At 65.8% G+C, this 14,667-nt stretch carries 9 protein-coding genes; 1 reads left to right on the top strand and 8 read right to left on the bottom strand.

What is annotated here, in order from left to right; all coding sequences use genetic code 11:
• Positions 1-19: 19 nt before the first annotated feature.
• The 5 genes from GM1_RS16765 to GM1_RS16745 all read right to left on the bottom strand — a co-directional run bounded on the left by GM1_RS16765 (position 20) and on the right by GM1_RS16745 (position 6,214).
• A complete protein-coding gene (locus tag GM1_RS16765; RefSeq protein WP_008380791.1) occupies positions 20-784 on the bottom strand; it encodes a MerR family transcriptional regulator in 765 nt (254 codons plus the stop codon).
• Positions 785-894: 110 nt separating this feature from the next.
• Entirely contained in the window at positions 895-2,016 is a 1,122-nt protein-coding gene (locus GM1_RS16760; RefSeq protein ID WP_040520488.1) for a PDR/VanB family oxidoreductase, read from the bottom strand.
• A gap of 4 nt (positions 2,017-2,020) precedes the next feature.
• Positions 2,021-2,935 carry a metal-dependent hydrolase gene (locus GM1_RS16755; protein ID WP_008380787.1) on the bottom strand — a complete coding sequence of 305 codons (915 nt, stop codon included), beginning with the start codon at positions 2,933-2,935 and terminating at the stop codon, positions 2,021-2,023.
• 9 nt (positions 2,936-2,944) lie between these two features.
• Positions 2,945-4,711 (bottom strand): SDR family oxidoreductase, encoded by a 1,767-nt coding sequence (locus GM1_RS16750; protein ID WP_008380785.1) that lies wholly within the window; start codon positions 4,709-4,711, stop codon positions 2,945-2,947.
• A 249-nt stretch (positions 4,712-4,960) separates the two neighbouring features.
• Positions 4,961-6,214 (bottom strand): pyridoxal phosphate-dependent aminotransferase, encoded by a 1,254-nt coding sequence (locus GM1_RS16745; RefSeq protein WP_008380784.1) that lies wholly within the window; start codon positions 6,212-6,214, stop codon positions 4,961-4,963.
• A 57-nt stretch (positions 6,215-6,271) separates the two neighbouring features.
• Here GM1_RS16745 and GM1_RS16740 point away from each other — a divergent pair, with 57 nt between their 5' ends.
• Complete coding sequence (locus tag GM1_RS16740) at positions 6,272-7,132, top strand: exodeoxyribonuclease III (RefSeq protein WP_008380782.1); 861 nt, start codon at positions 6,272-6,274, stop codon at positions 7,130-7,132.
• Between the two features lie 110 nt (positions 7,133-7,242).
• Here the strand turns inward: GM1_RS16740 and GM1_RS16735 are convergent, their stop codons facing one another.
• The 3 genes from GM1_RS16735 to GM1_RS16725 form a co-directional block, all read right to left on the bottom strand.
• Positions 7,243-8,985: an Ig-like domain-containing protein gene (locus GM1_RS16735; RefSeq protein WP_008380780.1), complete on the bottom strand. Its 1,743-nt coding sequence runs from the start codon at positions 8,983-8,985 to the stop codon at positions 7,243-7,245.
• A 26-nt stretch (positions 8,986-9,011) separates the two neighbouring features.
• Positions 9,012-10,943 carry an Ig-like domain-containing protein gene (locus GM1_RS21685; protein ID WP_008380778.1) on the bottom strand — a complete coding sequence of 644 codons (1,932 nt, stop codon included), beginning with the start codon at positions 10,941-10,943 and terminating at the stop codon, positions 9,012-9,014.
• Between the two features lie 270 nt (positions 10,944-11,213).
• Positions 11,214-14,315, bottom strand: coding sequence for a (Fe-S)-binding protein (locus tag GM1_RS16725; RefSeq protein WP_008380777.1), 3,102 nt, complete (start codon positions 14,313-14,315; stop codon positions 11,214-11,216).
• Positions 14,316-14,667: the final 352 nt, after the last annotated feature.

Raw genomic sequence — 14,667 nt, 5'->3', positions numbered from 1 at the left:
TTCCGCGCGAAGGCGGAGGTCAGGATTCAGCGGCGTGTTTACGCTCGCGTGCGATCGACAGGTAGTCGTCCAGCTGGCGGGACAGTTCGCGGTCGAGCGCACGGTACAGCGTGTTGTGCGCGGCGACGCGGCCCGTGCGGCGCAGTTCGCCGAGGAACAGTGAGGCCCATCCGGACTCCTCGTCACTCTCCGGAATCCAGCCGTCGAAGCGGCCCTCGGTGATGGCGCTGCGGCCCGCAGAGATCAACGTGTGCGCGGCGCGATCCATGTCGTCGTCGAGCTTGCGTTGCAGACCGAGGATGTACTCCAACGGCACACCGATCGCCATCAGACGCACGTAGCCGTCGATGCTCTCGGTGTCGGTGATCATGTACTGAGCTGGCGGAGTGGCGTCGCCGACCGGCTCGATCAGACCCGACGCCTGCACCCGAGCGAGCAGGTCAGGGTCGTCCGTGCCGAGGAGCTTGTGCAGTTCGGCGGCGGAGACCGTCTCGGACGGCGTGCGGGACCACGGCTCCGAGACCATCTCGCGCAGACCGAGGACCTCGGCGAGATCCTCGCCCTGGCGCATCCGCTCGAAGAACTCACCGATGTGCTGCATCGTGAACCCACGACCCAACAGGTCGTTGATCACTCGCAACTGAGCGAGGTGCTCATCGTTGTAGATCGCGATCCGACCCCGGCGGATGGGACGCGGAATCAGCCCGCGGTCCTGGTACCCGCGGACATTGCGTGTAGTGGTGCCCGCGGCGTGCGCCAGGTCGTCGATTCGGTACTCGGTCACCCGTGCATTCTGTCAAAGTCCTTCTCGACTGCGCTCGAAGACCAGGAAGGGGACGCTGAAGACCAGGAAGGGACGGTCGAAGACTGGGAAGGGAACGGTCGACGAACGGGTCAGACGTCGATCGTGAGGGAGTCCGAGTCGCAGCGCGAGACGCACGGCAGGAAGTAGCCCGCCTCGCGCTCGGGTTCCATCAGGCTGCCGTCGCGATGATCGACCTCACCGTCGGACACCCGCAGCTTGCACGTGCCGCAGAAACCCTGCTGGCACGAGTACGGCGTGTTCGGACGGAGACGACGCAGCGCCGTCAGCACCGACTCGTCGGCGGCGACGGTCTGCGACTCGCCGGTCGACGCGAGACGGATCTCGAACTCGGTTCCGTTCTCGATCGGCGGCGGCGAGAACCGCTCGTAGTGCAACTCCACGTCGGCTCGGCCGACGAGGTGAACACGAAGCGCTTCGAGCATCGGCGTCGGACCGCAGCAGTAGACGGCGAGGCCGTCGTCGCCGATGTCGCCGACCAGCTCGGCCATCGTGGGCAGGCCGTGATCGTCGTCGGTCCGTATCTGTACACGGTCGCCGTAGCGGGCGAGCTCGTCGCGGAACGGGATGGAGTCGAGCGTGCGGCCGGTGTAGATCATCGACCAGTCCAGGCCGAATCGGTCGGCGATCGCGACCATCGGCAGGATCGGCGTGATGCCGATCCCCGCAGCGACGAACCTCAGGCGTCCCACCGGCGAGCCGTAGCCGGGCATCGCCAACGGGAACGCGTTGCGCGGCCCCTTGATCGAGATGGTGTCGCCGACGGAGAGGTCGTCGTGGACCTCCACCGAACCGCCGCCGCCGTCCGGGATGCGGCGCACAGCGATCCGGTACGTGGTCCGGTCGCCCGGATCGCCGCACAGCGAGTACTCGCGCATCCGGCCTGACGGCAGCAACAAGTCGAGGTGAGCCCCGGCGTGCCATTCGGGCAGCACCGACCGGTCGGGGGCCGCGAACGTCAGCGCGATCACGTTGTCGTCGTTCGCCACCACCTCGCGGCCGACGATCTCCAGGACTTGAATGCCGTTGTTCTCGGCGGTCTCCCGCAGCGGTTCGAGGCTGCCCCAGAACGGGAACCACGTCTTGCCGATGCCGGTGATCAGTCGCATCAGCGGGTCGCGTCGCCACCGCCCCTGGAGGTGGGGCGGCTCGGTGACCAGCGCCGTCTCATGCGGATGCATCAGATGGTTCATCGGTTCACCCCGCGCGTCGAGCGCCCGGCGACGACGCCAGATAGGCGACGGCCTGCGCGGTGTCACCGATGTCGTTCGGGTGGAAGCCCGGCTTGAAGTACGTGGCCGTGGCCCACACCAGGCCGCCGATCTTCGGGAACAGTCCGCGTCGCGATTCGACGAAGTAGTCCTTGACGTACTTCGTGTACTTGGCGGGGACGCTCATGTCGTCGTACAGCGGGTCCTGGCTGTTGATGAAGCGGAAACCGCGGACCAGCAGAATCGCGAGGAACGGCATCGCGAGCGCCATCGCACGACCACGCCGAAGCGGGGTGTCGCCGAAGTAGGCTGCGGCGTCGTGCGCGACGGCCCGGTGCTCGACCTCCTCCGCGCCGTGCCAGACGAACATGTCGGCCATGTTCGGGTCGGCGCCGTTCTCGACCCACGTGCAGTTCAGGGCGAAATCGCCGAGCAGGGCGGTGTAGTGCTCGATCGCCGCGATCAGCCAGAGTCGCTCGATGAGGTGCTTGAGGTCCTGCTCCGGTGTCTGTCCTTCGCGCGGTCCGAGGACCTTGCGGAAGATCCACTCCATCTGCTCGATGTAGCCGGTCGCGTCCACGCCGTGGCGCGACAGCCAGTTCTCGACTGCTCGATCGTGCACTTCGGCGTGCATCGCCTCCTGGCCGACGAAGCCGCGCATCGCGGTTGCGAGCTTCTCGTCCTTGATCATCGGGAGCGCTTCGTTGAACGTCTCCACGAACCAGCGTTCGCCCTCGGGCAGCAGCAGGTTGAGCACGGTGATCATGTTCGATGAGACGGGTGCGCCCGGGATCCAGTGAAGGGGCGTCTCCGAGAGGTCGAACGCGACGTTGCGGGCGTGCAGCTCCACCTCGCCCGGATCGGTCTCGGGGGTGGAACGGTTGGCGTGCACTGCGGTCATGATGTGGTCCTATCCGTTCAGCTTCTGACGTGCGGCGATGCGCGACGCCCAGGGGAAGAATCGGTACACGCGGTAGCCGAACTCGGCCTCCGGCGTCACGGGCACGACGGCCTTGTTCGAGACGACGGCGTCGACGATCTGACGTGCTACGCGGTCGGGTGTGTAGTTGCGCTTCTCGTAGAAGCCGTCGATCTTGGCGCGGGTGGCGTCCTCGTCGGCGGCGCCCGCGAACTGGGTGGTGCTGGTGATGTTCGTGTGGACGATGCCGGGGCAGATCGCGCTCACGCCGATGCGGTGCTCGGCGAGCTCGGCACGCAGACTCTCGGAGAACATGAGCACGGCGGCCTTGCTCGCCGAGTACAGGCCGAGGTCGCGGGACGGGGTGAACGCCGCTGCCGACGACAGGTTGACGATGTGACCGCCGGTTCCGCGGGCCACCATCTGGCGGGCGAAGGCCCGGCTGCCGGAGATGACACCGCGGACGTTGATGTCGAAGAGGCGATCGAGCTGCTCGTCGGTCGCGGCGAGGGCGCTGCCGGCGAGTGCGATACCCGCGTTGTTGATCACGATGTCCGGAACGCCGTGGCGGGCGCGGACGGTCTCCGCGAACTCGTCCACCGCGGCGACCTTCGAGACGTCGAGTTCATAGACGTTGGTGAGCACTCCCTTCGCCTTGCATTCGGTGGCCGTCTCCTCGGCACTGGCGACGTTGATGTCGGCGAGGACCACCTCGCAGCCGAGAGCGGCCAGCGCATACGCCGTCTCGCGTCCGATGCCGCTTCCTGCGCCCGTGATGACGGCGAGCTTGCCCGTGAGTGCGAGCGGCTTGCCGAGCTGACGTGCGCGGTCGATGGTGTTCGGGGCGCTCGAGGTGCCGTTCTCGACGAAGTCGATGAACTCACGCGCCGTCTCCGCCAGGTAATCGGGATTCGTATAGGGCAGCCAGTGCCCCGATGTTCCGCTCTTGCGCCACAGCTTCTCGGCGTGGGTGTGGGTCAGGTCGAAGATCGCCGGGCGCAGCGCGATGTCGCGGTCGTTGACCACCTCGAGAACTGGGACCTTCGTCGGACGCGGCTCTGGGCGGGCGAGCTTGCCGCGGATGTTCGCGCGGTACAGCTTGAGTCCGGAGATCATGTCCTCGCGCAGCGTCGGGGCGAACGACACGTTCTCGCGAGGAGTGCCCTCGATGGTGTGGAGGAACTCGGTCCAGACCTTCTCGGATCCGAAAGCGCGGAAGAACGCATCAGAGACGCCGGGGATCTGGAAGAAACCGGTGTATGCCGACGACGCGACCTGCGACAGTGCGCGACCGATGTTGCCGGGAGTCGGCGACGCGAGCTGGGCACGAGCCCATTCGCTGAGGAAGTCGAGGTTCGGGCCCGATACCGAGGTGAACGACTTGATGCGTTTCTCGGCGTCGGGGGTGGTCACGGCCTCCCACGTCTGCACCGAACCCCAGTCGTGGGCGACGACGTGTGCACTGCCGCCGTCGGTGACGGCGTCGATGACGGCGAACAGATCCTCCGCCAGGCCAGGCAGTGCGTATGACGGGACGTCGGTTGGACGGTCGCTCTCACCGAAGCCTCGCGTGTCGTAGGCGAAGACCCGGTAGTGCTCGGCGAGCTGCGGGGCGATGCGGTCCCAGAGGTGATGCGTGTCCGGCCACCCGTGCACCAGAACCACCGCGGGGCGGTTGCTGTCGGTGGTGTCGCCGTACGAGAACGTCGCGATCCGCACGGCGCCTGCCGTGATGTCGGTGCGCTGCCAGTCCGTCATGTGTCGTCTCCGATCGTGCCATTGTTCGTTGACACGGTACCACCGGTGACACATAACACGCTAACAATTGTTAGCGCTAGTGTTGCGTGTTGAAAGTTCCTAGACGGTTGGTGGTGCTCCGCTGTGCGGCTGGCAAGGCGGAGGAGGGAGGGATACCGGCAGGTATCGCGACCGACGACAACGCTGCCAGGTGTGCAGCGGGGTGCCGCAACCATTAAGGAACTTTCAACACGCGACACTAGGTTTGGACTATTGGCGGTATGACGACAGGAAGTTGCCGATCCGCTCCACAGCGTCCGCCAGGTCACGAGCCCACGGCAGGGTGACGATCCGGAAGTGCTCGTTGTCGGGCATGTTGAATCCCGACCCCTGGACCACGAGGATCTTCTCCTGCAGCAGCAGGTCCTGGACGAACTTCTCGTCGTTGTGGATCTCGTGGACCTCGGGGTCGAGGCGCGGGAAGGCGTACAGCGCACCCATTGGCTTCACGCAGCTCACGCCGGGGATCTCGTTGAGCTTGTCCGACGTGATGTTGCGCTGCTCCAGCAGCCTGCCTCCGGGGAGGACAAGGTCGTTGATCGACTGGTAACCGCCGAGCGCCACCTGAATGGCGTGCTGCGCGGGGACATTTGCACACAGTCGAGTCGAAGCGAGGATGCCCATGCCCTCGATGAGGCCGCGCGCGTGGTCCTTCGGTCCGGTCATCACAACCCAGCCCGCGCGGTAGCCGCACACGCGGTAGGCCTTCGACAGTCCGTTGAACGTGAACACCAGCAGGTCGGGGGCCAGCGACGCGACGTTGATGTGCTCGGCGTCGTCGTAGAGGATCTTGTCGTAGATCTCGTCGGCGAGGATCAGCAGGGAGTGCTTCCTCGCGACGTCGACGAGCTTCTGCAGCACCTCGCGTGAGTAGACGGCGCCCGTCGGGTTGTTCGGGTTGATGACGACGATCGCCTTGGTGTTCGGCGTGATCTTCGATTCGATGTCCTCGATCGACGGATTCCAGCCGTTGTCCTCGTCGCACTTGTAGTGCACAGGGGTGCCGCCGGAGAGCGCCGTCATCGCGGTCCACAGCGGGTAGTCGGGAGCCGGGATCAGGACTTCGTCGCCGTTGTTGAGGAGCGCCTGCATCGTCATCGTGATCAGTTCGGACACGCCGTTGCCGAGCAGGACGTCGTCGACGTCGAAGTACGGGAAGTCGGGGATCAACTCGTAGCGGGTCACCACGGCGCGTCGGGCCGACAGCACGCCTGCCGATTCCGAGTAACCCTGCGAGTAGGGCAGCGCATGGATCATGTCGCGCAGGATCACGTCGGGTGCCTCGAAGCCGAAGATGGCCGGGTTGCCGATGTTCAGTTTGAGGATGCGGTGTCCCTCCGCTTCGAGTCGCGATGCGTGCGCATGCACCGGTCCGCGGATCTCGTAGCAGACGTTCTGCAGCTTCTCGGACTGCTCGATCGTCCGCAGATTGAGGTTCTGGTGCGACACATGGGGGCGGCTCATACGTACATTCTGTCAGCCGAAGGCAACCGATTATGCGCCAGCGTGCATTGTTGTGGCGTGGGTTTCACTGTCACTTCGTTCAACGTCAACGGCATCAGAGCCGCGCGACGCCGCGGGTTCGACGACTGGCTGGCCGACCGCTCGCCCGACGTCGTCGGACTTCAGGAACTGCGTTGTCCGGCGTCGGAGGTCGGCGAGTTCCGCGGATACTCGGCGGCGGTGGACGTCGGGTCGATCCCCGGCCGGAACGGCGTCGCCTTGCTCACTCGCCACGAACCGGCCGCGGTGCGGTCATGGGCTGCCGTTCCCCCGAAGGCTCGTGGTCTCGGCGCATACTCCGACCACGGGCGCTACATCGAAGTCGACCTCGCCGATCGGCCGCTGACCGTAGCCTGCCTCTACCTGCCGAAAGGCGGCCTGCCCGCGCACCTTCAGCGCCCGGGCGGGATGCGGGCAGAGATGGACGGCGGTGCGAAGTACAAGCGGAAGATGGCGTTCCTCGCCGGATTCGCGCGGGAACTCGACCGGAACAGGCTGGCCGCGGCGCGCGCCGGGCGTGACTTCACTCTGATCGGCGACCTCAACGTCGCCCACGTTGAGCACGACGTCACCAATTGGCGCGCGGCGCGGAAGATGGAGGGATTCCTGCCCGAGGAGCGCGAGTGGTTCTCGTCGTTGCTGTCGCCGAGGCGTCTGGTGGACGTGGTCCGGCAGACCCACGGCGACCAACCGGGGCCGCTGACGTGGTGGAGTTGGGCGGGGGAGTCGTTCAGCAAGGACGTCGGCTGGCGAGTGGATCACCAACTGGCCTCGCCGGCACTCGCCCGCCGCGCCGAAGCCGTGTGGGTCGACAAAGAGCCCTCGCCCGATGCCCGACTGTCCGACCACGCTCCGCTCTCAGTCCGCTACCGCGACTGACTGACGGGACCTTTCGACCCGCACGCTCGCTCAAGGAGCAGAGGTTTGAGCGGACCGCGGAGAGATCCCACTGCTCGTTGAGCGAGCGAAGTCGGTTCGCCCAGAGTGGATTAGCTGCCGAAGATGCTGTCCAACGAGCCGTTTCCGCCGGGGTTGGTGCCGGGATCGGTCGGATCCTGTCCGCCGGGCACGGTCAGCGTCTGGGGATCAGAAGCCGAGTCGATGAACCCGTTGTCGGCCTTGAACTGAGCACTGATCGCAAACGTGCCGCCGGTGGCGAACGTCGTGGTCAGAGTCGCGACGCCGTTGACGACCCGGACAGGGCGTCCGATGGGATCGTCGCCGATCTTGAACTGCACGGTGCCGTTCGCGTTCGACGGGTCGACCGTCGCCTTCAGAGTCACTGACTCGCCCTTGTTGACCGTGCCGACCGGAGCCAGTGTGGTCGTGGTCGAGACCGAGGCCGCCGGGGCCGTGGTCACGCTGACCGGGAACATCGGGGCCACCGAGCCGGCGACACCCGAACGTCCTGAGTATCGGGCCAACACGCGGTGAGTGCCCGGCGTTGTGAACTTGTAGGGTGCGACAGCGGTGCCGTCGGAGCCGACGTTCGCAGTCGGACCGAGCGCGCCGTCCACGGTGAACGTCACGGTGCCACCCTGGACTGCAGGGGTGACCTGGGCGGTCAGGTTGACGTCCTCGTCTACGTACGCGTCGTTCGGACCGGTGGTGCGAACCGATGTGGCGACGTCGTCGGTCGTGACCTTGATCGTCTTGGTGCCCGACGTGGAGCCCTCGAATCCGTTCGTGCCGGAGAAGACGGCCTTCACATCGAAGTCGCCGTCGGTCTCGAACTTGTGCTCGATCGAGGCCTTGCCGTTCTCGACGTCGACCGGTGCGCCGAGATCGTCGCCGTTCAGCGAGAACTGCACGGTGCCGCCGTTCGCCGCGGGCGCGACGTTTGCGGTCAAGGTGGCGGTGTCGCCGTTCTTGACGGTGCCGGGCACCGCGAGGGTTGTGGTGGTCGACTTGTCGGCCTCGGTGATGTTCACCGTGGCCAGCGGACCTGCCCCGTTGTTCAGCGGGCCGTCGGCGGTGGTCCGCGGCGTGCACTGGGCGGGTGCCCAGATCGTGCCGACGATGGGCGCGCTCGCCTTCGGAAGCAGCGTGATCGGGTTGGCGTCGTTGCCGAACTCGCCCGCGCTGCCCGCGGTGCGGAGCTTCAGTGTGATGGAACCCGACGCGCCTGCCTGCAGCCGTGCTTTGACCTGCGGGAGCTTGAACGTTGTGGATGCGCCGCTGCCGCCGACGTTCTTCGCGACGATGCCGCCGGACGAGTTCTTGCTCGATCCGGGGCCGTTGCCGATCACCTGGTTGTTACCCGACAGGCGCAGGATGGAACCGTTGGGGTCGACCGTGCCCGCCTCGTTGACGCGGAGCATGTTCGGTGCGGTTCCGCTCAGTCCGATAGCTGTGCCCGGGACGATCTCGCCGCTGAGATACGTGGCGTTCGAGGGCATCATCACGTCGATCTTGATCCGCGACGACTCTTCGATCGTCGCGGTGATACCCGACGCGGCGATGCTGTTCGGGATCGTGATCGGCGGGGGCGAGATGACGACATCGAACTCTTCGCCCGCATTGACATTGGCGGGCGCTTCGACATCGATGGGGGCACCGGGGTTGCCGATGTTCTGCGGTCCGCCCGCGAGCGACGACGACGGTGTCGCCTTGCACATGACGTCGAAGACGGTGGTGGTGGTTTCTGCGTTCGCGGGCACGGTCGGCACGACCGTGAGCCCGGCGAGGGTTACTGCGCCGATCGTGACGAGTCGGCGGGTTCTCTTCTGCACGAGAATCTCCTAGTGGAAGGTGCGGGCTAGCTGCCGAAAATGTTGGAGAGCGAGCCGTTGCCGCCCGGGTCGACAGGAGTTGACGCGGTGGTCACCTTGACCACGGTCGGGCCCGACTCGGAGCCGCGGTTGTTGCTGTCGCCCAGGTACTCCGCGGTGATCGCGAACGTGCCTTCGGCGTTGAACGTGTAAGTGAGGGTCGCGACGCCGTTCACGACGTCGACAGGCGTGCCGACCTCAGTGGTTCCAACTCGGAACTGGACCTTTCCGCCCGCGGTGCCGGGAGTGACGCGGGCGGTGAACGTCGCGGTCTTGCCGACGTTGGGTGCGCCCGCGACGGTCAGCTCGGTGCTCGAGTCGGTGCGGGTGTCCGGGTTACGGACGGTCACCGTGCGGGGAGCCGACTCGGCGGATGCGGCGAAGCCTTCAGCACCGAGGAACTTGGCGGTCACAGATGCCGAGCCCGCTGTGGTGAACGTGTGGGCCAGAACTGCGACGCCGTCTCCGGTTCCGACGTCAGCCTTGCCGACCGATGCGCCGTCGACGAAGAACTCGACCTCGCCGCCGTCGGGAATCGGGCGGACGGTGGCGCGGAGCGCGGTCGACTCGCCGGTCACCGCGTCCATCGGGTCGATTACGACGGCGGTGGTCGCGAAGTCGGCGTCCTTGACGGTCACGGTCTTGGCGTCCGACTCGGAGTCGGCGAAATGCCCGGTGGCGTTGAAGACTGCCTTGATGGTGTGGCTGCCCGCCTCGTCGTACTTGCGGGTGATGGTGGCCTTGCCGTTCACCACGGGCTCCGGTGCACCGAGGTCGGTGGTTCCTTCTTTGAACTGCACGGTTCCGGTCGCCTCATCGGGGGAGACGTTCGCGGTGAACTCGACGTCCTCGCCGACCCTGGCGGTGGCCGGAACAGTGAGTGTCGTGGTGGTCGCAGTCTTCACAGTGACCGTCTTGACGGCGGACACAGCGTCACGGAAGCCTGCGTCCGCGGTGAAGACTGCCTTGATGTCATGGTCGCCGCGTGTGGTGAACGTGTGATCGAGTATCGCCACACCGTTGTGGACTGTGACCGGTCCGCCGATATCGTCGGAGCCGTCCTTGAACTGGACCTTGCCCTCGGCGTTGTTCGGGTCGAGGTTGGCCTTGAGGGCGACTTCCTGGCCGACGCCTGCATTGTCCGGCACATCGATAGCGACTGTGGTGCGGACGGCAGGGTCCACGACTTCGGTGTCCGACAGCGCTCCACGCCCGTCGCCCGCGGCGACGCAGTACGTCGCGGTCTTGTCGACGACATTGCGCGTGTCGCCGAAGCTGATGCTCGTCGAGTCCGCCTTGATTGCGGCGGTGTCGTCGCCGGTTCGGATGCCCGTCTTGATATGGGTGCCCTCGGTCATCGAGGCCTTCACGACGATCGCGATCTGCGGGGTCTTCCACTGGACGTTCTTGTTGACCTGCAACCCCTTGCCGGGGTCGTTGTCCTTGCCGTTGGGGCCGTTGTTGATCGTGAGGTGGCCATCGCCGGTGATGCGGAAGTACTCGCCGGCGGCGTCGACTTGGCCCGCGGAGTTCACTCGGAACAGTGTCGGAGTCTGGCCGCCGAGCCCGACGGCGGTGCCGGGGACGATCGCGGCCGATTCGACGGTCACGCCGGTCGGGACTTTGAAGTCGTACTTCAGGCGGCCAATGTTGGCGTCGGGCATCACCAGCGAACCTGCCTGCATCTTGATGGTGAACTGTTCGCCCGGCGCGACCGTGGCAGGCGCACTCACGACCATGGTGTCGTTGTATGCCGTCGTCCAGTCGGAGAACGTTCCGTCTACGGCACAGGTATGTGTGAACGATGTGGTTGTTACGACGTCCGCGGCGGACGCGGGTGATGCGGGTGCGAACGCGACCAGCGAACCGACCGCGGTGGCGATCGTCGCGACGGTCGCCGCACTCTTGCGGCTGAACATGAAGTTTCCCCTTCTTCGTGCGGGCGAATGCGACAGGGAGAGCGTCGATTCGGGCATTGCTGAGGAGAATCTAAGACATCCGACGACAGTGCTTGTTGCGCGTGTGACTGGAGTGATCATCTGACACAACCGTGTGCCAATTTGCTGTAAGTCGGCACACTTCCGACTTGATGAGTGGCGTGGAACACAATTGCGCTACCGAATGGGTGTCGATCGAACGAACGGAAAACGGCCCGGAAGCAGGTGCTTCCGGGCCGTTCTCCTATCGAATCACTTAGCGCCGGGGCGCTTCTTTCCGGCTGCGATGCCAAAACCCTTCGCCTTCGACGCACCAGTCTCGGTGATCGTTCGCGAATCGGTTGCCGGGGCGGCTTCGGCCGCCTCGACAGCTGCCGGTGCTTCCTCGGCTACCGCCTCGGTCTCGGGCTCTGCTGCAGCAGGTGCCGGAGTGGCTGCGGCCGGAGCGGCAGCGGGTGGTTCCTGAGCTCCGCCGAAGGGCTTCTTGGCGCCCGGCTTCTTGAGGCCACCTGCCATGCCGAAGCCCTTGGCCTTGCCCTCGGTTCCCGCAGTGACAGCAGCACCGGCTGGCGCTGCAGTCGCTGGAGCTTCCGCCGCAGGTGCCTCAGCGGCCGCAGTCGGAGCGGCGGCGGGAGCTGCGGTACCGGGCTTCTTGGCGCCCGGCTTCTTGAGTCCGCCTGCCATGCCGAAGCCCTTGGCCTTGCCCTCGGTCGCTGCGGTGGCCGCGGGAGCGGCTGTGGGAGCAGTCGGAGCTGCAGCGGCAGGAGCTGCGCCGCCGGGCTTGGGTGCACCGCCGGGCTTCTTCAGTCCGCCCGGCTTCTTGAGTCCGCCGCCCATGGCCAGTCCACCGGCTGCAGGTGCGGCCGGTGCAGCCGCTGGAGCTGCGGCGGCCGCGCCACCCGGCTTGGGTGCACCGCCAGGCTTCTTGAGACCGCCCGGCTTCTTCAGACCGCCCGCAGGAGCGAGGCCGCCGGCCGCCGGAGCGGCAGCGGGCTTGGCAGCTGCCGGAGCAGCTGCGGGCTTGGCTGCGGGAGCGGGTGCGGCCGGAGCCTCGACGACAGGCGCGGCAACGGCGATCGGGCCGAGGAACTGGCCTCCACGCTTGACCTGCTCACGACCGCGGTTGACGCCCTCGAGAATCATCTGCGCGACGTCGACGACCTCGACCTTGCCCTCGTCTTCAGTACCGCTGAGCTGGGCGGTCACGCCGTCGGTCAGCATCACGCGGCAGAACGGGCAGCCGGTCGCGATCTTCTTGGTCGTCTCACCCGCAGGTGCGGCCGTCAGGGTGTCGAGCGCTTCGTCGACGCGGTCGACGTTGATGCGCTTGCCGATCTGCTCTTCCATCCACATGCGAGCACCACCGGCGCCACAGCACATGGAACGCTCGCCGTGACGCGGCATCTCGGCGAGCTGGCCGCCCGCCGCGTCCATCAACTCACGCGGAGCGTCGTAGACCTTGTTGTGACGGCCCAGGTAGCAGGGGTCGTGGTACGTGACGGCTTCGCCGCCGCCGATCGGGGCCACCGGGACGAGGCGCTTCTCGCGAACCAGGCGGTTCAGCAGCTGCGTGTGGTGAACAACCTCGTAGTCGCCGCCGACCTGTGGGTACTCGTTGCCGAGAGCGTTGAAGCAGTGTGCACACGTGACGACGATCTTCTTGCGCTGCGTCGGAGCGGTCGCGAAGAGCTCATTGAAGGTCTCGATGTTCTGCTGTGCCAGCATCTGGAACAGGAACTCGTTGCCCGCGCGGCGAGCGGAGTCGCCGGTACAGGTCTCGCCCTCACCGAGGACGAGGAAGTCGACGGCGGCGATGTCGAGAAGCTCGGCGACGGCCTTCGTGGTCTTCTTCGCACGGTCCTCGTATGCGCCGGCGCAACCGACCCAGAAGAGGTATTCGTAGCCCTCGAACGACTCGACGTCCTTGCCGTACACCGGGATGTTGATGTCCATCTCGTCGATCCACGCGGTGCGCGCCGACGAGTTCTGACCCCAGGGGTTGCCCTTGTTCTCAAGGTTCTTGAACATGCCCGCGAGCTCGGACGGGAAGTCCGACTCGATGAGCACCTGGTAGCGGCGCATGTCGATGAAGTGGTCGACGTGCTCGATGTCGACGGGGCACTGCTCGACGCAGGCGCCACAGGTAGTGCAGCTCCACAGTGCTTCCACGTCGATGACCGCGCCTGCGGGATCACTGCCGAGCGATTCGCCGACGAGCTTGCGCTCGGCTTCCAGGCGAGCGGCCTCCGGGATCGCCGCGAGCTTGGCTTCGTCGACGTTGCCGTCGGCGTCCACGAGGCCGACCTCGTCGCCGCTCATGTCCTTGCTGCCGCCTGCGAGCAGGTACGGAGCCTTGGCGTACGCGTGGTCTCGCAGCGACATGATCATCAGCTTCGGAGACAGCGGCTTGCCGGTGTTCCATGCGGGGCACTGGCTCTGGCAGCGGCCACATTCGGTACAGGTCGTGAAGTCGAGCCAGCCCTTCCAGCTGAAGTCCTCGATCTTGCCTGCACCGAATGCGTCGACGTCGGGATCGGCGGTCTCCATGTCCAGGACCTTGCCCTGGCTCATCATCGGCTTGGCCGCGCCGAGGGCGACGCCGCCGTCGGACTCACGCTTGAAGAAGATGTTGGGGAACGCGGCGAAGCGGTGCCACGCGACACCCCAGTTGAGGTTGAGGCCGACCAGAAGCAGGAACAAGCTGCCCGACAGGAGCTTGACGACGGCGAACAGTGCCACCATCAGCGCACTCGACGGCAGCAGCTTGGCGACCTGCATGGTGAAGAAGTCCGAGCCGGCGTTCGCGTGACCGTACGTGGCGATCTTGCCTGCCTTGACGAAGATCATGCCCAGGCCCTCGACGAGGACGATGCTCTCGATGATGTAGGCGGGGGCGAAGCGCGAGCCGCTGAACCGCGACAGGCGACCCGGGATGCGGGGGTGGTTGATCTGCCGGATGACGATGAGGGTCACGATGCCGACCACGGTGCCGATGCCGAGGATCTCGTCCCACAGATGCCAGCCGAAGGTGTTGCCGAAGAGCGGCCAGTGGAACTCGGGGTTGATCGCCTGGCCGTACGCCTCGAAGAACAGCAGGAAGCCGCCGAGGAACCCGATCATCACGAGCCAGTGCGCCACGCCGACGGTTCGGAACTTCACCATGCGCGTGTGCGCGATGAACTCCTTGAGCATCGTGTACAGGCGCTTGCCCGGGTACGCGAAGCGCCCCGAGTCGACCTTCTGTCCTTGGAAGATCGTTCGCGCCATGTTGGTCACGCCGCGGAGGAATGAACCCCAGCAGGCGATGCTGATCAGAACGGCAATCGATCCGATCACAACCGTGGTCGTCGTCATGGAAGTACCGGCCTTTCTTCAGGTCGTACCAAGACTCGACGTGAGCGGCCGATGCCCGCGTCGAAGTCGACGTTTTTCTCCTGGTAACCGTAAGGCTTCGGCCCTGCCCTGCGCCGCCAAGGTTTACCTAACTTCGCAGGTTGCAACGTGTTCCAGGTCTCTGGAGAGAATGTTACTCGTGAGTAATGATGCCGCCAAGTTCGGGCGTTGGACCAGCAATCGTTGTCGATCAATCGATCAAGTGGGGTTGTCGCTGTGCTCTCGGGCACAAATTCGTCCTGCGAACGAATGATTCATGCCGTGTGACTCGTGGCATACCCACGCCGTGGGCATAACCCGAATCACAGAAGTT

This window comes from Gordonia malaquae NBRC 108250, from assembly GCF_000344135.1.
Lineage (GTDB): Bacteria > Actinomycetota > Actinomycetes > Mycobacteriales > Mycobacteriaceae > Gordonia > Gordonia malaquae.
This window is presented reverse-complemented; position numbering and strand designations above follow the sequence as displayed.

Excerpts from the sequence above, each read along its gene's own strand:
- GM1_RS16760 (WP_040520488.1), bottom strand. The coding sequence starts at position 2,016 with ATGAACCATCTGATGCATCCGCATGAGACGGCGCTGGTCACCGAGCCG.
- GM1_RS16755 (WP_008380787.1), bottom strand. The coding sequence starts at position 2,935 with ATGACCGCAGTGCACGCCAACCGTTCCACCCCCGAGACCGATCCGGGC.
- GM1_RS16750 (WP_008380785.1), bottom strand. The coding sequence starts at position 4,711 with ATGACGGACTGGCAGCGCACCGACATCACGGCAGGCGCCGTGCGGATC.
- GM1_RS16725 (WP_008380777.1), bottom strand. The coding sequence starts at position 14,315 with ATGACGACGACCACGGTTGTGATCGGATCGATTGCCGTTCTGATCAGC.
- GM1_RS16745 (WP_008380784.1), bottom strand. The coding sequence starts at position 6,214 with ATGAGCCGCCCCCATGTGTCGCACCAGAACCTCAATCTGCGGACGATC.
- GM1_RS21685 (WP_008380778.1), bottom strand. The coding sequence starts at position 10,943 with ATGTTCAGCCGCAAGAGTGCGGCGACCGTCGCGACGATCGCCACCGCG.